Source organism: Asanoa ferruginea (assembly GCF_003387075.1).
Classification (GTDB): domain Bacteria; phylum Actinomycetota; class Actinomycetes; order Mycobacteriales; family Micromonosporaceae; genus Asanoa; species Asanoa ferruginea.
Window position 1 is genome coordinate 4,202,694 of sequence record NZ_QUMQ01000001.1, and the last position, 17,372, is coordinate 4,220,065.

Below are 17,372 nucleotides of genomic sequence, written 5' to 3' on the forward strand. Positions count from 1 at the left end.
GGGCCGGCCGTTAGCCTGCGGTCATGGATGTCGGGGCGGTGCAGCGGCACACGCTCCGGCTGCTCTTCGGCACGCAGGTCCTGGCCGGCATCGGCACCACGATCGGCATCGCGGTCGGTGCGCTGCTGGCCGCCCGGGTCGGCGGCACCGCCGTCTCCGGCCTGGCCTCCAGCGCGGTCGTCGTGGGCGCCGCGGCCCTCGCCATTCCGATCAGCAAGATCATGACGGGGTACGGGCGGCGCAGCGGCCTGGTCCTCGCCTACCTGGTCGGCGCGATCGGCTCGGTCCTGGTCGTGGTCGCCGCCGCGGTCGGCAGCCTGCTCCTGCTGCTGCTCGGCTTCGCGGCCTTCGGCGGCGGTTCGGCGGCCAACCTCCAGGCCCGCTACACGGCGATCGACCTCGCGGCGCCGGCCCGCCGGGCCCGCCAACTCGCGCTGATCGTGTGGGCGACGACGCTCGGCGCGGTGACGGCGCCCAACCTCACCTCGCTGGCCGACGAGGCCGGCCGGGGGCTCGGCCTGCCCACCCTGGGCGGCCCGTTCGGCGCCAGCGCGTTGGCCTTCGTCGTCGCGGCCGCGGTACTGTTCTTCTTCCTGCGCCCCGACCCGCTGCTGACCGCGCGGGCGCTGGCGCCGGCGCCGACCGATGCCCGCCGACCGACCTCGCGCGACGGCTTCCGCGCGGTCTTCGGCAGCCCGACCGCCCGCCTCGGCGTCGCCGCCGTCGCGGTCGGCCACCTGGTCATGGTCGGGGTGATGTCGATGACCCCGGTGCACATCGACATGGAGCCCGGGCACGCCGACGCCGACGTGCTGCGCATCGTCGGGCTGGTGCTCAGCGTGCACATCGTCGGCATGTACGCGTTCTCCCCGGTGGTCGGCTGGCTCGCCGACCGGCTGGGCCGCCGGGTGCTGATCCTGATCGGTGCCGCGGTGCTGGTCGCCGCGTGCGCGGTCGCCGGCACCTCCGGTCACTCCACGGTCCGGCTGACGGCCGGCCTGTTCCTGCTCGGGCTGGGCTGGTCCGCGACGATGGTGGCCGGGTCGACGCTGCTGTCCGAGTCGGTGACGGTCGACGTGCGGGCCTCCGCGCAGGGGCTGTCCGACACGCTGATGGGCGTCGCCGGCGCGGCCGCGGGTGCCCTGAGCGGCGTCGTTGTCGAGATCGCCGGTTATCCGGTGCTCAGTCTGCTGGCCGCTACTGCGGTGGTGCCACTGGTCGCGCTAGCGTTACGGCCGTTGCCCGCCGGGCCGGCACCTTCTTCCTCCGGCCCGGTCGGGCACGACCTCACCGACCCGTCGCTCAGCGGAGCCGCCGACGGAGCCACCAGAAGCTGACGAGGGCCAGGGCCGCGGCCAGGCCCAGGAAGACGGCGGTCTCGGCCAGTTGCAGCGTCCAGTATTGGCTGTTCGGGTGGTAGACGACGTCCTGGCGCAGGCCGAGCGTGCCGACCCAGTCGGAGCAGGACCCCATCGGCGCGTTGCGGCCGCACAAGGTCGGGTCGGCCGGACCGGTGAAGACCTCGCCGCTCGAGGTGATCGGGCGGTTGATGATGGTCCAGGCGTTGGTCACGCCCTTCGGCTCGATCGCCATGTTGTTGCTCTGGTCGATCATCAACTCGTCCAGGTTGCCCATGTCCAGCGGCGGAGTCAGGTGCGTCGCCGGTGCGAGGTGGGTGCGCAGCCACAACGGCATCGCGGCGACGGCCGCGGTGTAGACCGCCAGCGTCCCGGCCATCGCCGGCACCGTGCGGCGGACCACCATCCCGGCGGCGACGCCGAGGGTGAAGGCGAACAGGGCGTACCCGATCGGCACGATGCCGCGGGCGCCGAAGACCAGCGGGGTGATCCGGTCGGCCGCCGCGCTGTCGACCCGGCCGGCCCAGGCGGTGACCGCCCAGCTCAACAGCCCAATCGCGGCCGCGGTGGCCGCACCGATCAGGCCGAGCTTGGTGGCCAGCCAGCGGGTGCGGGTGACCGACTGGTTCCACGCCAGCCGGTGGGTGCCGGTCTCGATCTCGCGGGCGACCAGCGGTGCGCCCCAGAAGATGCCGATCAGCGGCGGTGCCGCGTACATGATGGCCAGGGTTGTGTAGTAGATCGTGCCGCCGGCGCTGTTGTGGAAGCGGGCCAGGAAGGCGTCGATGGTCTGGCCGCAGTCGCTCTCACAGGCCGCGACGCTGGCGTAGAGGTCGGTGGTGGCCTTGCCGTTGACCAGCAGCACGACGGCGAGCACGGCCAGGGCACCGGCGACGACGACGGCCGGGGTGCGGAACTGGCGCCAGGTGAACCAGATCATCGGGCGGTCTCCAACTCGGGCCGGCGCGGCGCGACCGGCCGCGACAGGTAGGCCAGGACCAGGTCTTCGAGGGTGAGCTGCTCGACGGTCAGCGACGCGTCGTCGATCGGGACGAGGCTGCGCACGATGAAGGTCGACTGCCGCTGGGTGTGGCTGTGCTCGATCACTTCGACGCCCGCGGGCAGGTCGGCCGGGTCGCGCCGGGCGCCGGTGAGCCGGTAGTGGCTGCCCATCAGCTCGTCGACCTCGCCGGCGACGCGCACCCGCGAGGCGGTCAGCACGATCAGGTGGTCACAGACCCGCTCCAGGTCGGACACCAGGTGGGAGGAGAGGATCACGCTGGTGTGGTGCTCGGCGGTGTAGGCCATCAGGGCGCGCAGGAACTCGCGCCGGGCGATCGGGTCGAGGCTGGCCACCGGCTCGTCGAGGATCAGCAGCTCCGGACGTTTCGCTACGGCCAGGGTCAGCGCGAGTTGGGCGCGTTGGCCGCCGGAGAGCCGGCCGGCCTTCTGCGTGGGGTCGAGGTCGATTTGCGCGATCCGTTCCTCGGCGAGCGCCTGGTCCCAGCCCGGATTGGTGCGCCGGCCGAACCGCAGGTGCTCCGCAACGGTCAGGTTGGCGTAGGTGGGCGCGTCCTGCGCCACGAAGCCGACCTTGGCGAGTTGAGCGGGGCCCGCGCCGGGCCGGCCGCCGAGGACCGTGATGCTGCCGGCGGTCGGGGTCAGCATGCCGACCGCGAGCTGCAACAGCGTCGTCTTGCCGGCGCCGTTGGGGCCGACCAGCCCGACGACCCGGCCCTCCGGGACCGTGAGGGTGCAGTCGGTCAACGCCACGCGTCTGCCGTAACGCTTGGTCAGGCCGGTGGCCCGCAACACGGGGTCGGTCATGCGCGTTCCTCACTTCGCGAGTAGGGCGTGACCGGCTGCCTCTCGGTCATGTCGACTCCTGTAACTGGGTGCGGAAGGTGGTGACGAACAGCGCCTCGATGCTGTCGGCGTCGAGGCCGGCCGCCTGCGCCCGGCGCAGCCAGGCCCGCAGCTCTTCGCGCAGCGGCTCGTGCGCGGCGGTCGCGTCGTTGAGGGTGCGGGCGATGAAGGTGCCGACGCCCGGGCGGGCGGTCACCAGGCCCTCGTATTCGAGTTCCCGGTAGGCCTTGAGCACCGTGTTGGGGTTGATCGCGACCTTGGCGACCACGTCTTTGATCGTCGGGAGCTTGTCGCCCGCACGCAGCAACCCGAGCCGCAGCGCCTGCCGGACCTGCTGGATCAGCTGCATGTAGGGGGCCACACCGGAACGACCGTCCAGATGAAACTCGATCATGCTTACCGCATTTCTCTAGTTTCATAGGACTATAGGGTGCAGCGGCCGGTGCCGGTCAAGACCGGGCCGCCTGGCGGTTTCCTGGGAACGGTGCGGAGGGCGTACTTTTGTGCGCGGGCTTTCGCGGCTGAGGGGTTTGAACTGTGCGGTTGACCGATTTCTGGGCGCGGCTGGAGCAGACGTTCGGGCCGGGGTACGCGGCGTCGATCGCCGCCGACCAGGTGCTGCCGCAGCTTGACGGGCGCACCATCGAGCAGGCCCTGGATGCCGGGGTGCAGACGGTCGTCGTGTGGCGGGCCGTGGTCGCGGCCTATCCAGACCGGGTGCCGGCGCGCCTCCACTGACTTTCCGGCGTGTCGACGTTCGGCTAGAACACCTGTTCGGCTATTGTCCACAGCTGGCGGTTATCCACAGGCGCGGCACGGCGGCTGTTTTCTGTCATACCCAGCGCCTAGGTTGTCCGCGTGACGAAGAGTTCAAAGACGCCGGTTAAGGCAGGGGTGGCAATGGCAGCGGTGCCTGATCGGGACAAGGCGCTCGACCTTGCTCTCGCACAGATCGACAAGCAGTTCGGCAAGGGCTCGGTGATGCGGCTGGGAGAGCGGCCCGTCATCCAGACAGCAGTGATTCCAACGGGGTCGATCGCGCTCGACGTGGCGCTCGGCGTCGGCGGTCTGCCGCGCGGCCGGGTGGTCGAGGTCTTCGGTCCGGAATCCTCCGGCAAGACGACCGTCGCGCTGCACGCGGTGGCCAACGCCCAGCGGGCGGGTGGCATCGCGGCGTTCATCGACGCGGAGCACGCGCTCGATCCCGACTACGCCAAGGCGCTCGGTGTCGACACCGACGCGCTGTTGGTTTCCCAGCCCGACACCGGTGAGCAGGCGCTCGAGATCGCCGACATGCTGATCCGCTCGGGCGCCATCGCCATCATCGTCATCGACTCGGTCGCGGCCCTCGTGCCACGCGCCGAGATCGAGGGCGAGATGGGCGACAGCCACGTGGGTCTCCAGGCCCGGCTGATGAGCCAGGCGCTCCGCAAAATCACCGGTATCCTCAACAACTCGGGCACGACCGCGATCTTCATCAACCAGCTCCGCGAGAAGATCGGTGTGATGTTCGGCAGCCCGGAGACCACGACCGGTGGCCGGGCACTGAAGTTCTACGCGTCCGTGCGCCTCGACGTGCGCCGCATCGAAAGCCTCAAGGACGGCACCGACGTGGTCGGCAACCGCACCCGCGTCAAGGTCGTGAAGAACAAGGTCGCGGCGCCGTTCAAGCAGGCCGAGTTCGACATCATGTATGGCAAGGGCATCTCCCGCGAGGGCTCCCTGATCGACGTGGGCGTCGAGCAGAACATCATCCGCAAGTCCGGCGCCTGGTATACCTACGACGGCGACCAGCTCGGCCAGGGCAAGGAAAAGGCCCGCGAGTTCCTCAAGGAAAACCCCGACGTCGCCGCCGAAATCGAGAAGAAGATCCTCGAGAAGCTCGGCGTCGGCCAGGGCGGTGCCGGCGACGCGGCCGGCGGCCCAGAGCTGCCGCCGGTCGACTTCTAACCGGCTGACCGGCCATGCCCGGTCGACGCAGGGGTGCCCGTTCCGGCCGCGGCTGGGACGCGGCACCACCACGTCCATCCACCCGCCCAAGGCGCCCGAGCCCAGCGCCCGACGGCGAAACACCAACCGACCCAACCGCCGACTTCGACTGGCCGGAGGGCGCCGAACCACTCGGCGACCCCTTCGGCGGCCGAGCCGCGGTCCTCGACGACGACGACGCCGTCCCGTCCAGGTCCGCCGGCGCCCGCAATGGGCGGTCCGCGGCTGGGTCTGGTGCCGGCGCCTTGGGGAGTGACGACATGGCTGGTGGTCGGTCGTTCGGTGGGCGAGGGCGGCGCGGTGGTTTCGGTTCGGCGGGGCGCTCCGCACCGCCCGCTGTTCCACAGTCGCCGGCCGACGAGGCCGAGCTGGCACGGGAGATCTGCATGCGCCAACTCGCGGCGCGGCCGCGCACCCGCGCTGAGCTCGCCCGGGCCCTAGCGCGTCGCGGCATCTCCGAGGAGACGACGGCCGAGGTGCTCGACCGCTACGACGAGGTCGGCATCATCGACGACGCCGCGTTCTCCCGCGCGTGGGTGACCAGCCGCCACGCGGGCCGCGGCCTGGCCCGGCGCGCCCTGGCCAACGAGCTCCGCAAGCACGGCGTCGACTCCGACACCGCCGGCGAGGCCTTGGAACAACTAGACGACTCCACCGAGGCCGAGACGGCCCGCTCCCTGGTCGACCGCAAACTCCGCACGGCCCGCGGCGAGCCGGAGCAGATCTTCCGCCGGCTGGTCAGCATGCTGGCCCGCAAGGGCTACGCCCCGGGCGTGGCGATCCGCGCGGTCAAAGACGCCCTGGCGGCCCAGAGCGCCGAGGCCGCCGAGTTCGCCGACCAAGTCGACGCCGACGCGCTCGCCGAGGCCCAATCCGCGATGGAAGCCGACGCCGACCTGACCCGCCCACCCGACCCCGACTAACCCAAGCCCAAATCAGCGCGGCCGCGCTGCAAGGCCCGCCTCGCACCGGGCGCGACTCGAGTCATCACCAGAGCCCGCCCAAGGCGAGCCCGGGTCCAGAGCAGAGGTGCGGCTCAGATCCTTGCCCGGCGGCCGGGCGGCACGCCTCCGTGCGGGCTGGGCTTTGTGCGGGCTGGGCTTGTGCGGGCTGGGCTTCGCGCGGGCTGGCCTTCGTCCGCCCGGGCTCCGCGCGGGCTGGGCTTCGTGCGGGCTGGGCTTCGCGCGGGCTGGCCTTCGTCCGCCCGGGCTCCGCGCGGGCTGGGCTCCGGGCGGCGCTGGCCATTGCCCGTGCCGGACTCGGTGGGGTAGGGCTCCGTTTGGCCGCGCCCGCGGTTCGCTTCTGCGCAGGCTCGTCTCCGGGCGGCTGGGCTCAGCGGGGGCTCGCCTCGACCCGGCTGGTCTCCGAGCGGGTGGCCTTGGGTGGTCTCCGCTCCACACCGCCAGCCATTCGCGTGCCGCAGCGGGTGCGGTCGCGCGTTCCAGCGTCTGCGATCACCCGGGACCTCCGCCGCCGGCCACACACCGCCCACCGCCTAACCGGCGACGACAGCCGCGGAAGACGAACGGCGGCGGCCACGAGCGGCCGCAAAGTAGCGACAACGTCTGCAAGCTGGCGGCGCCAAGGATCGACTCGTCGCCTCGGCGTGCAGGGGTGCGGGGTCTAGCGAGTGCTGGACTCTTCGCTCGAACGGCCGGCACCGTCCCAAGCGGGGCCGGCCCATCCAACGATGCGAGCCCGCGCCGAGCAGCAGCTGGCGAGGTGCGCACACCAACAGCGGTCCCCTTCAGGGGCTCGGTTTGAGATCTAGGAAAAAGAATGCAGTCATAGCAGCAGATTTCTTCCTAGATCTCGCCACCGCCGGCGTGGCGTGCGGCGCCACGCCGCCGCACCCCATTGCACAGGCGCGATCGCGCTGCTCGCTAACGCCGACCCGGCTCCACGCCGACCCGGCTCCACGCCGACCCGGCTCAACGCCGACCCGGCCAATGCGGGCCGGCTCAGCGCCGGGCCGGCTCCACGCCGAGCCGGCCGGCGACCCGAAAGACGGTTGCGGTTGGGACGCCGAACCGGCACCTCACCGATGACTGTGGACGGCCGTTGTGGCACCATCGGGTATCCACGTTGCGCAACCGCATGGTTACCGACACGCGATGTGGAGTTGGGTGGGAACTTTCGTGATGTTTCGAAGCGGGTTGAGCAGGGGGTGAGCGCTTGCGTGCCCTATGTCCCTCGCCCAGCCGGATCATGAGTCCTTGACCGAACGGCCCCTCGCGACCTAGCCTCGCGTTACAGATTGGATTGCCCGACCATCGCATGGCTAAGCGCACAACATAGATCGCGTAACAAGACGGCATAGATTTTGGTCAGCTTTACTGCCACATCCACCGTTACCGGACAGGCCGGTCTGGCAGCGGGGTGATAACAGCTTCGGCCAGCCGACGGCGCAGAGGCGCTCCGTCGGCCGGTTGCACACGGCCAACAGCCGCCTCGGTCGGGCGTCTCATACAGCCGCGCGTGTGAGCGGGAGGTCACCCCCTCCCTTCGCGCCGGACGGGTGAAGGGGAGGCGTCATGACCGGGCGACACCGGCGATGCCGCATTGAGGATGTCGCGGCATGAGTGAGCGGAGCGAGCGAATCAGCTGGCTCAGTGCGTCGCGCTCAGGGCACGCCTCGCGGAGCGAGGCGCGCGCATGAGCGCCCTCGACGCCGTACTCCTATCGGCGGTCATCCTTCTCGCCCTCGCCGTTCTGGCCGGTCTCGTCCTCGGCGCGCGCGCCCTGCGGCGGATCAGCGCGCAGCCCGTCTCGCCGGCCGCTGAAGACCCCAACTACACGGCCGAGCGCGAGCGGCACGAGCAGTCGCTGGCGACATTGCGCAGCAAGGCCGAAGAAGTAACCACCTCCGTCGACACCGCGAAGAGCGCGGCCGCCGCCGCGCGCACCGAAGCCGCCGCCGCCAAGGCCGAAGCCTCCTCCGCGCGGGCCGAGGCGCGCCGGGTGCTCGACAGTGCCCGCGCCGAAGCCGACACCCTCCTGGACCGCGCGCACAAGCAGGCCGAGCAAGACGCCGAGCAGCTACGCGCGGCCGCGCGCCGCAGTGGTGAACGCGAAGCCGCCATGCTCGCCGCCACCACCAAGGAGCACGCCGCGGATGTCGAGCGGCGGGCCGCGCGGATGGACGAGCGCGAGCGGCTGCACAGCGAAGAGGTCGAGCGGCTCACCGAACGCGAACGCCGGCTCGCCACCGCCACCACCGAGGTCAACGACCGGGAGCAGGGGCTGACCGCCCGCGAGGTGCTGGTCGCCGAGGCCGAAGAGCTGCGCCGCAAGGAGTTGGAGCGGATCGCCGGGCTCACCGCCGAGGTCGCCCGCACCGAGTTGGTCGAAGCGATCGAGGTGCAGGCCAAGCGCGAGGCCGCCATCCTGGTCCGCGACATCGAGGCCGACGCCCGGGCTACCGGCGAGCAGCGCGCCCGGCACATCGTCGTCGAGGCGATCCAGCGGGTGGCCAGCGAGCAGACCGCGGAGAGTGTGGTCAGCGTGCTGCACCTGCCGGGCGACGAGATGAAGGGCCGCATCATCGGCCGCGAGGGCCGCAACATCCGCGCGTTCGAGTCGGTCACCGGCGTCAACCTGATCATCGACGACACTCCCGAGGCCGTGCTGCTGTCGTGCTTCGACCCCGTACGCCGGGAGATCGGTCGCCTCACCCTCGAAAAGCTCGTCCTCGACGGCCGCATCCACCCGCACCGGATCGAGGAGGTCTTCGAGACCGCCAAGCAGGAGGTCGAACGCCTCTGCCAGCGCGCGGCCGAAGACGCTCTCGTCGAGGTCGGCATCACCGAGATCCACCCGGAGCTGGTCACGCTGCTCGGGCGGCTGCGCTACCGCACCAGCTACGGGCAGAACGTGCTCAAGCACCTCGTCGAGACCGCGCACATCGCCGGCATCATGGCCGCCGAGCTCCGGCTCGACGCGCCGCTGATCAAGCGCGGCGCGTTCCTGCACGACATCGGCAAGGCGCTCACCCACGAGGTCGAGGGCAGCCACGCGCTGATCGGCGCCGACCTGGCCCGCAAATACGGCGAGTCCGACGAGGTCGTGCACGCCATCGAGGCGCACCACAACGAGGTCCAGCCGCAGACGATCGAGGCAGTGCTGACCCAGGCGTCCGACGCCTGCTCCGGTGGCCGCCCGGGCGCCCGCCGCGAAAGCCTGGAGGCCTACGTCAAGCGCCTCGAGCGCATCGAGGAGATCGCCGGCGGCAAGTCGGGCGTCGAGAAGGTCTTCGCGATGCAGGCCGGCCGCGAGATCCGCGTCATGGTCAAGCCCGACGACGTCGATGACATCGGCGCCGCCGTGCTCGCCCGCGACGTGGCCAAGCAGATCGAGGAAGAATTGACCTACCCCGGCCAGATCCGGGTGACTGTCGTCCGCGAGTCGCGCGTCACCGAGATCGCCCGATAAGGCAACAGCAAGAGACGGTCCCGGGTCCGCCGGGGGCACGACCGTCGCTCCCGCCGGGGACCGGGCGAGGGCCAAACCCGGGCCCTCACCCTGCCGCGTTCGCGGCTCCCGAGCTCAGAACGGGGACCCCTGTGGGATCGGAATCAGCGGCCAGCCTCGTCGCACGTTACTTCGAGATGTGGAACACCGGCGACACCGAGATGGTGGAGGCCATCGTCGGCCCAGACTGGGTCGACCATGCCCACCCCGAGGTCGCCGGGCCCGACGGGGTGCGCCAGGCCGTGGCCGCCATCCGGGCCGTGAGCCCCGACCTGCGGTTCGAAGTGGAGTCGATCCTCGGCGACGACGACCTGGTCGCCGCCGTGGGTGGGGTCGGCCCGCAACACACATCACCTGGCCGGTTCGTCTGGCTCGTGCGCGTCGCCGACGGTCGGGTGGTCGAGATGTGGACCTACCAGCAGAGCTAAGCGGCCTAGCCTGTCACGCCGCGCTGCCCCCGCCGCCGCCGACGCCGGAAGCGGCGTCCATTCCGACGACCGCGGACATCGTGGCGTCGACCGGCGGTGCGGCGGTGCGGCGGACGCGGGACATCCGGCGCTGGATGTATTCGGCCAGCTTCGAGAGCGTGTAGTTGAGCAGGATGTAGACGGCGCCGATCACCAGGTACATCTGGATCGGGTTCTGGAGAACCTGGATCACCTGGGTGCTGACCCGCAGGATCTCCTCGTACCCGATGATGAAGCCCAGTGAAGTGTCTTTGAGCACCACGACCAACTGGCTGATCAGCGCCGGCAGCATGATCCGGATCGCCTGGGGGAGCAGTACCAGGCGGGTCGTCTGGAACGACCGCAGGCCGATCGCGCGCGCCGCCTCGGTCTGGCCCTTGGGCAGGCCCTCCATGCCTGACCGGAGGATCTCGCCGATCACGACCGAGTTGTAGATGGCCAGGCCGATGACGAGGTACCAGAGGACGTTGTCGAAGTCGATGCCCAGCGTCGGCAGGCCGAGCCAGCAGAACGCGATCGTGACGACCACCGGCGTGCCGCGGAAGACCTCGACGCACGCCCGGGTGATGCCGTTGAGCGTCCAGCTCAGCGCCTTGAGTAGGCCCGCACCCGGGCCGGCGAACTCGCGCCGGGCCAGTTCCTTGAGCTGCACCCGGAGCACCGCGAGCAGCAGGCCCACGACGAACGAGGCGAGGATGGCCAGGCCCGCGGCGATCAGCGTCGCCTTGAAGCCGGCCCAGATGCGCTCCCAGAGCAGCTTGAAGCTCTCGTTGCCCGGGTCGATCAGCGGGCCCCACTTCTCCATCGCGAACTCGCCGCGGCTGTCGAGCGGGCGGTAGACGAAGAAGTAGAGGGCGGCGATCAGCGCGACCGCGGCGACGACGCTGACGATCAGCGTGGTCCGGCGGGCCTTGGGCCCGGGCGCGTCGTAGAGGACGGTCTGCTGGCTCATCGGGTCACCGCCCGCTGCCGCTCGACCCGGTCAAGCAGGAGGCTCAGGGGGATCGTCATGATCAGGAAGCCGATCGCGATGCCGATGAACGTCGGGATCGCCGGTTCGTTGTCTTCGACGATCAGGTTGTAGCCGCGGTAGGTGAGCTCTCCCAGCACGCCGAAGAACGCCGCGATGGCCGAGTTCTTGATCATTGCGATGATCACGCTGCCCAAGGGGACGATGGCCGCCTTCCACGCCTGCGGGAGAACGACGTACCGGAGATTCTGGGTGAAGGTCAGCCCGATCGCTCGCGCCGCCTCGGCCTGCCCGGCCGCCACCGCGTTGACGCCGCTGCGCAGTGCCTCACAGACGAACGCCGCGGTGTAGACGACCAGGCCGATCACCGCGAAGCGGAAGAACGGCAGGTCGGTGCCGAGCCGGGGGACGATCTGGTCGAGCCCGGGGATCTTCAGGAAGTCAGCGTTGGAGCCGAGCGCCGGCAGGCCGAACGCGGAGAAGAAGAAGACGATCGTCAACGGTACGTTCCGGAAGACCGTCACGTAGGCCGTGCCGACCCAGCGCAGTGGCGGGATCGGCGAGATCCGGAAGATCGCCACGACGGCGCCCAGGATCAGGGCGCCGATCGCGGCGATGACGCAGTACTGGAAGGTGTTCCACAGACCACCTGCGAAAGCGTCGAAGTGGTCGACGAGCACGTTCAAGTCGAGCACCTTCCAGTTCTGCTTGTTATCCGGCTAGGTCAGTAGCGGTTGATGGTCGGGGTCTTCGGCGCGTTCTTGTCGTACTTGCCCGCGGTGTCGGCCCACGCCTTGGCGTAGCTGCCGTCGGCGAACGAGGCCTCGAGGGTCTTGTTGATGAACTCGCGGAACTTGTCATCGCCCTTCTTCAGGCCGATGCCGTAGGGCTCCTCGGTGAACGGGGTGCCCGCGAGCTTGTACTGGCCCTCGTTGGTCGACATGTAGCCGGTCAGGATGACGTTGTCCGTGGTGATCGCGTTGACCTGGTCGTTCTTCAGCGCGTCGAGGCACTTCGAGTAGACGTCGAAGAGAACGAGCTGGGTGGTCTCGTCCTTCAGGTAGGTCTTGATGTTGGTGGCCGGCGTCGAGTTGGTCACCGAGCAGACCTTCTTGGTGCCGTCCTTGAACGAGTCAGGACCGGTGATCGACGAGTCGCTCGCCTTGACCAGGATCGTCTGACCGGCGAGGTAGTAAGGGCCGGCGAAGTCGATGACCTGCTTGCGCTTGTCGTTGATCGTGTAGGTCGCGGCGACGATGTCGACCTTGCCGTCCTGGATCACCTGCTCGCGCACGGTCGACGGGGTCTCGACAAACTCGATCTTGTCGGCGGAGATGCCCAGGCCCTTGGCGATGATCTTCGCGATCTCGACGTCGAAGCCGGCCGGCTTGCCGTCGAGGCCCTTGAGGCCGAACAGCGGCTGGTCGAACTTCGTGCCGACGGTGATCTTGCCAGCCTTGTTGAGCTTCTCCATCGTGGTGCCGGCCTCGAAGGTCACGTCAGACGTGCCCGAGCTGCCGGAGTCGCTGTCGGCGCTGTCGCCGCAGGCGCCCACCGCAAAGGCGAGGGCCGCCGCGGCGGCAAGTGCCGCCACCCGCTTCATCCGCATGTGCATTCTCCTTCTGGTACGGGAGATCCCGACGGGGTCATGCCGGGACTCCGCCGATCGACCTGGTTGTGCTTGGTCAGTGCGTAAGGATCTTGGAAAGGAAGTCCTTGGCCCGGTCGCTGCGCGGGTTGGCGAAGAACTCGACCGGCTCGGCCTGCTCGACGAGCTGGCCGTCTGCCATGAAGACGACGCGGTTGGCCGCGTGTCGCGCGAAACCCATCTCATGGGTGACCACGACCATCGTCATGCCGTCACGCGCGAGTGACGTCATCACCTCGAGCACCTCGCCGACCATTTCGGGGTCGAGGGCGCTGGTCGGCTCGTCGAAGAGCATCGCCTTGGGCTGCATCGCCAGCGCCCGCGCGATCGCCGCGCGCTGCTGCTGGCCGCCGGAGAGCTGAGCGGGATATTTCTCGGCCTGGTTGGCGATGCCGACCCGCTCGAGCAGGGCCAACCCGCGCTCACGCGCGGCGGCCGGCTTCTCCTTGCGGACCTTGATCGGGCCGAGCGTCACGTTCTGGAGGATCGTCTTGTGTGCGAAGAGGTTGAACGACTGGAACACCATGCCGACATCGCTGCGCAGGCGGGCCAACTCGCGACCCTCGGCCGGCAGCACCTTGCCGTCGAACCTGATGGTGCCCGAGTTGATCGGCTCCAGCCGGTTGATCGCGCGGCACAGCGTCGACTTGCCCGAACCCGACGGTCCAATCACGACGACCACCTCGCCGCGCTCGACCGACAGGTCCACATCGTGCAGAACGTGCAGGTCACCAAAGTATTTGTTGACCTTCTCGAGCACGATGAGTGGCTCAGCCGTCGGCACCGTCTCAGTTGCGACCATCGACCCCCCCTTTTGGATGGGGCCACTCTAAGGGTGACGATGTGTCAGGAAGCCCTGTCTACGGTCACGGAGCGGTAACGCGGGCTCCGCGCACGGCAACGGGCAGGCACGATCGTTGGTATGGCGATCCCTCCGGACCCAATCGGGCAGGGCTCCGCGATCTGGAACTGGCACGCGGAGGCGCCCCTGACACCTTCCGTAGTCATGCGCGCACTCAGTGCGATCACCGGGTGTGCGGTCGTGCCGTTGGGTGACGACGGCTACCTGCCCGACGACGCCATCCTCTGCGACGTCTGGGCGGGCATTGGCGAGTTCCCGGTCGCGATCGACTGCTACGCACCGCCATCGGAGCTCGCCGAGGCCGTCGCGGCCGCCGAGGTGGCCGCCCTGCTCCGGCGGCGCATCCTGCTGGCCGACGACACCCTCATCCCCGACCGGCACGTGCTGGCGACGGCCGACGGCACGCTGCGACCCGTACACGTGGATGTGGTGGAAACCGACGACGGCGAGGCGCGCACCAACGTGCGGCCGTGCACCGGGCACGACGCGTGGTGCCGGCAGCGGGTGCCCTGCCAGCAGTCGCGGTGGACCCCCGACCGGGTGGTCCCCGGCCTGGCCGCCTGATCACGCGCGGCGGCTACTCTCTAGGGGTCATGACTACCGCAGCGCAGGCCAGCCCCCGCACCTACCAGGTGCGCACTTACGGCTGCCAGATGAACGTCCACGACTCCGAGCGGATCTCCGGCCTGCTCGAAGAAGCCGGTTACGTGCGGGCCGAGGCGGATGACGCCGACGTGGTGGTGTTCAACACCTGTGCCGTGCGGGAAAACGCCGACAACCGCCTCTACGGCAACCTCGGCCACCTGCGTCCGGCCAAGACCCGCCGGCCCGACATGCAGATCGCGGTCGGCGGCTGCCTCGCGCAGAAAGACCGCGGCGAGATCGTCAAGAAGGCGCCCTGGGTCGATGTCGTCTTCGGCACCCACAACATCGGCTCGCTGCCGGTGCTGCTGGAGCGCGCCCGGCACAACACCGAGGCCGAGGTCGAGATCCTCGAGTCGCTCGAGGTGTTCCCGTCGACGCTGCCCACCCGGCGCGAGTCGACCTACGCCGGCTGGGTCTCGATCTCGGTGGGCTGCAACAACACCTGCACCTTCTGCATCGTGCCGTCGCTGCGGGGTCGCGAGAAAGACCGGCGCCCCGGCGAGATCCTGGCCGAGGTCGAGGCGCTCGTGGCCGAGGGCGTGCTGGAGGTGACGCTGCTGGGGCAAAACGTCAACTCCTACGGCGTCGAGTTCGGCGACCGGCTGGCGTTCGGCAAGCTGCTGCGTTCCACGGGCTCGATCGAGGGCCTGGAGCGGGTCCGGTTCACCAGCCCGCACCCGAAAGACTTCACCGACGACGTGATCGCCGCGATGGCCGAGACGCCCAACGTCTGCCACTCGCTGCACATGCCGTTGCAGTCCGGCTCCGACACGGTGCTGAAGGCAATGCGCCGCTCCTACCGGCAGGAGCGCTATCTCGGGATCATCGACAAGGTGCGCGCGGCGATGCCCGACGCGGCCATCACGACCGACATCATCGTCGGCTTCCCGGGCGAGACCGAGGAAGACTTCTCTCGCACGTTGGACGTGGTCCGCCAGGCGCGGTTCGCCACGGCGTTCACGTTCCAATACTCGCCGCGACCCGGCACCCCGGCGGCCACAATGGACGACCAGGTGCCGAAAGCGGTGGTGCAGGAGCGTTACGAGCGGCTGATGGCGGTCGTCGAGGAGACCACCTGGGCGGAAAACCGGGCGCTGGTCGGCTCGACCGTCGAGGTGCTGGTCGCGGTCGGCGAGGGGCGCAAGGACGAGCGCACCGGCCGGCTGTCCGGCCGGGCCCGCGACGGCCGGTTGGTGCACTTCGCGACCGGCGACACCACCGGAATCCGGCCGGGCGACATCGTCGAGACGACGATCACCTACGCCGCACCGCACCACCTCAACGCCGACGGCGCGCCGCTGTCGCACCGCCGCACCCGGGCCGGTGACGCGTTCGAGGCGGGTCGGGCCACCCGCACACCCGGGGTCAGCCTGGGTATGCCGACGCTTGGCCGGCCGCCGGCGCAGCCCCAGCCCGCCTCGGCCTGCGCCACCCACTAACAGCTCCGGGGCGGCGGCGGGCGCGTTGGCTCGCCCGCCGCCGCGGTCCGGTTTCAGCAGGTCACGCCGTTGAGCGCGACCCCTCCTGGTGTTGCCGCGGTGCCGTTGGCGGTGAAGCCGATCGTCACCGAGGCGCCCGGTGCTAGCGACGGCGACCAGGTCGGCGCCGCCGCCGTGATGGTCGTGCCCGACTGGGTGACGGTCGCGTTCCAGCCGCTGCCGAGGGTGACTCCCGACGGCCAGGTCCAGGTCACCCGCCACGGGTTGGTGGCCGCGGTGCCGCGGTTGGTCACCGTGACCTCGCCCTGGAAGCCGCCCTGCCAGGTGTTGGTCGAGCGGTAGGTGGCGTCGCAGTCACCCGGCCCGGGTGCCGGCGTCGTCGGGGTCGGCCCGGTGGTCGGGCCGCCGCCTCCTCCTGTTGGGGCAATGAGGTAGGGACTCAGTATCGACTGTTTCGCCTGGTTGATCGTGGTCCAGTCGTCGTTGGCGATGCCGCCGGTGTCACCTGAGTTGGGGTTCCACGACCAGTAGGTGAACGACATGCCGTTGACCCCACTGCCCAGATAGGACATCAGGTTGGTCAGCCAGACCCGGTCCTTAGGGTCTGCCAGCGTCGTGCCGAACTCGCCGAGCATGATCGGGGCGGTGTTCTGCTTGAACAGATAACCCCAGTAGTTGTCCCAGATACCCGGCAGGTTGGCCGGGTAGTTCGGCGCGTCGAACCAGGTCTGGTGATAGACCGAGATCGCGTAGTCGTGCGGCGAGTAGACCAGCCGGTTGGCCACCGAGAGCCGCACCGGGAACTGCCCGGCCTTGCTCAGGTTGCCGCCCCACCAGCCGCAGTCTTCGTCGTTGCTGGTATCACCATCCCACACATTGGACAGACCGCCACTCGGGCAGCTCACGCCTTCGACGAAGATCAGCCAGTTGGGCTGCACACCGAGGATCGCGTTGCCGGCCCGCTCGGCGGCGAGCCGCCAGTCGCGGTTGGTGTCACCGCAGCCCCAGCAGGCACCGGTCGCCGCCGGGTTGGTGCCCTCGGCATGCGGCTCGTTGTGCAGGTCGGCGCCGATCACGGTCGGGTTGTTGGCATAGCGTTGGGCCAGCGTGCGCCAGTCGTTGATCCAGGTGCTCTCCGGCACCGCGCTCGTATACCAGAGCGCCGTCTGCTGCGCGCTGGTCGGCCGGTGCCGGTCGAGGATCACCCGCATGCCTTTGCTTCCGGCGTACGCGATGACCTTGTCGAGAATCTGCAGTGGAGAGTTGCCGACCAGGTCGGGGTTGACGAAGTCGTTGATGCCGGTGGCGACGGCACCGGCCTTGAGCGCGTCGTTGGAATAGGGGATGCGCAGCGTGTTGTAACCGAGGTTGGCCATGGTGTCGAGTTGGCTGCGCCACGGGTTGCTCGACCACAGACCGTGGAAGGTCTTGTTGTCGGTCTCCATGCCGAACCAGTTGATCCCGGTGAGCCGCACGGTCGCGCCGGTGCTGTCGACAATCTTGCTGCCGCTCGTGTGCAGATAACCGGTGCCGGTGCCGGCGGCCATCGCCGGCGGTGTCGCCAGCGTGATGCCGACGAGGACGGTCGCGGCCGCGACCACTACCGCGGCTAGTGCGCCGCGGACAGGTTTGCGTTGCATGTGCCAGGGCTCCAATTC

The 17,372-nt window shown here is 69.7% G+C and carries 16 protein-coding genes; 8 read left to right on the top strand and 8 right to left on the bottom strand.

Annotated elements, in window-relative coordinates; translation table 11 throughout:
• The first annotated feature begins 23 nt into the window (after positions 1-23).
• Positions 24-1,337, top strand: coding sequence for an MFS transporter (locus DFJ67_RS19720; protein WP_116069336.1), 1,314 nt, complete (start codon positions 24-26; stop codon positions 1,335-1,337).
• Here the strand turns inward: DFJ67_RS19720 and DFJ67_RS19725 are convergent.
• Genes DFJ67_RS19725 through DFJ67_RS19735 form a run of 3 tightly spaced genes read right to left on the bottom strand, consistent with a single transcriptional unit; the run spans position 1,303 to position 3,618 of the window.
• A complete protein-coding gene (locus DFJ67_RS19725) occupies positions 1,303-2,298 on the bottom strand; it encodes an ABC-2 membrane transporter-related protein (protein WP_116069337.1) in 996 nt (331 codons plus the stop codon). The two genes, DFJ67_RS19720 and DFJ67_RS19725, sit on opposite strands and share 35 nt — an antisense overlap.
• Entirely contained in the window at positions 2,295-3,185 is an 891-nt protein-coding gene (locus DFJ67_RS19730) for an ABC transporter ATP-binding protein (protein WP_116069338.1), read from the bottom strand. The genes DFJ67_RS19725 and DFJ67_RS19730 overlap by 4 nt, the downstream gene beginning before the upstream one ends.
• A gap of 46 nt (positions 3,186-3,231) precedes the next feature.
• Positions 3,232-3,618, bottom strand: coding sequence for a GntR family transcriptional regulator (locus DFJ67_RS19735; protein ID WP_116069339.1), 387 nt, complete (start codon positions 3,616-3,618; stop codon positions 3,232-3,234).
• Positions 3,619-3,761: 143 nt separating this feature from the next.
• Between DFJ67_RS19735 and DFJ67_RS19740 the strand changes: the two genes are divergently transcribed.
• The 5 genes from DFJ67_RS19740 to DFJ67_RS19760 all read left to right on the top strand — a co-directional run bounded on the left by DFJ67_RS19740 (position 3,762) and on the right by DFJ67_RS19760 (position 10,111).
• A complete protein-coding gene (locus DFJ67_RS19740; protein ID WP_116069340.1) occupies positions 3,762-3,962 on the top strand; it encodes a DUF3046 domain-containing protein in 201 nt (66 codons plus the stop codon).
• 162 nt (positions 3,963-4,124) lie between these two features.
• A complete protein-coding gene (gene recA / locus DFJ67_RS19745; RefSeq protein WP_116069341.1) occupies positions 4,125-5,174 on the top strand; it encodes a recombinase RecA in 1,050 nt (349 codons plus the stop codon).
• A 299-nt stretch (positions 5,175-5,473) separates the two neighbouring features.
• Positions 5,474-6,136 (top strand): regulatory protein RecX, encoded by a 663-nt coding sequence (locus DFJ67_RS19750; protein WP_116069342.1) that lies wholly within the window; start codon positions 5,474-5,476, stop codon positions 6,134-6,136.
• A gap of 1,819 nt (positions 6,137-7,955) precedes the next feature.
• Complete coding sequence (gene rny, locus DFJ67_RS19755; protein ID WP_409362988.1) at positions 7,956-9,644, top strand: ribonuclease Y; 1,689 nt, start codon at positions 7,956-7,958, stop codon at positions 9,642-9,644.
• A 131-nt stretch (positions 9,645-9,775) separates the two neighbouring features.
• Positions 9,776-10,111, top strand: a complete 336-nt coding sequence (locus DFJ67_RS19760; protein ID WP_203784368.1) for an ester cyclase — start codon at positions 9,776-9,778, stop codon at positions 10,109-10,111.
• Positions 10,112-10,124: 13 nt separating this feature from the next.
• Here the strand turns inward: DFJ67_RS19760 and DFJ67_RS19765 are convergent, their stop codons facing one another.
• The 4 genes from DFJ67_RS19765 to DFJ67_RS19780 form a co-directional block, all read right to left on the bottom strand.
• Positions 10,125-11,102, bottom strand: a complete 978-nt coding sequence (locus tag DFJ67_RS19765) for an amino acid ABC transporter permease (protein ID WP_116069345.1) — start codon at positions 11,100-11,102, stop codon at positions 10,125-10,127.
• Positions 11,099-11,806: an amino acid ABC transporter permease gene (locus DFJ67_RS19770; RefSeq protein WP_116076428.1), complete on the bottom strand. Its 708-nt coding sequence runs from the start codon at positions 11,804-11,806 to the stop codon at positions 11,099-11,101. Before DFJ67_RS19770 ends, DFJ67_RS19765 begins: the two co-directional genes overlap by 4 nt.
• A 38-nt stretch (positions 11,807-11,844) precedes the next feature.
• Positions 11,845-12,729: a glutamate ABC transporter substrate-binding protein gene (locus DFJ67_RS19775; RefSeq protein WP_116076430.1), complete on the bottom strand. Its 885-nt coding sequence runs from the start codon at positions 12,727-12,729 to the stop codon at positions 11,845-11,847.
• A gap of 76 nt (positions 12,730-12,805) precedes the next feature.
• Entirely contained in the window at positions 12,806-13,570 is a 765-nt protein-coding gene (locus tag DFJ67_RS19780) for an amino acid ABC transporter ATP-binding protein (protein WP_116069346.1), read from the bottom strand.
• A gap of 204 nt (positions 13,571-13,774) precedes the next feature.
• On the opposite strand from DFJ67_RS19780, the gene DFJ67_RS19785 reads away from it, so the two are divergent.
• Together DFJ67_RS19785 and miaB are read left to right on the top strand one after the other, a co-directional pair.
• Positions 13,775-14,194, top strand: a complete 420-nt coding sequence (locus tag DFJ67_RS19785) for a hypothetical protein (protein ID WP_147315552.1) — start codon at positions 13,775-13,777, stop codon at positions 14,192-14,194.
• A gap of 29 nt (positions 14,195-14,223) precedes the next feature.
• On the top strand, positions 14,224-15,714 hold the full coding sequence (gene miaB / locus DFJ67_RS19790) for a tRNA (N6-isopentenyl adenosine(37)-C2)-methylthiotransferase MiaB (RefSeq protein ID WP_116069348.1): 1,491 nt from the start codon (positions 14,224-14,226) through the stop codon (positions 15,712-15,714).
• Positions 15,715-15,767: 53 nt separating this feature from the next.
• Here miaB and DFJ67_RS19795 read toward each other — a convergent pair whose 3' ends face one another.
• The gene (locus tag DFJ67_RS19795) at positions 15,768-17,354 is read right to left on the bottom strand and encodes a cellulase family glycosylhydrolase (RefSeq protein WP_116069349.1); all 1,587 of its coding nucleotides are present in this window, start codon (positions 17,352-17,354) and stop codon (positions 15,768-15,770) included.
• Positions 17,355-17,372 lie beyond the last annotated feature (18 nt).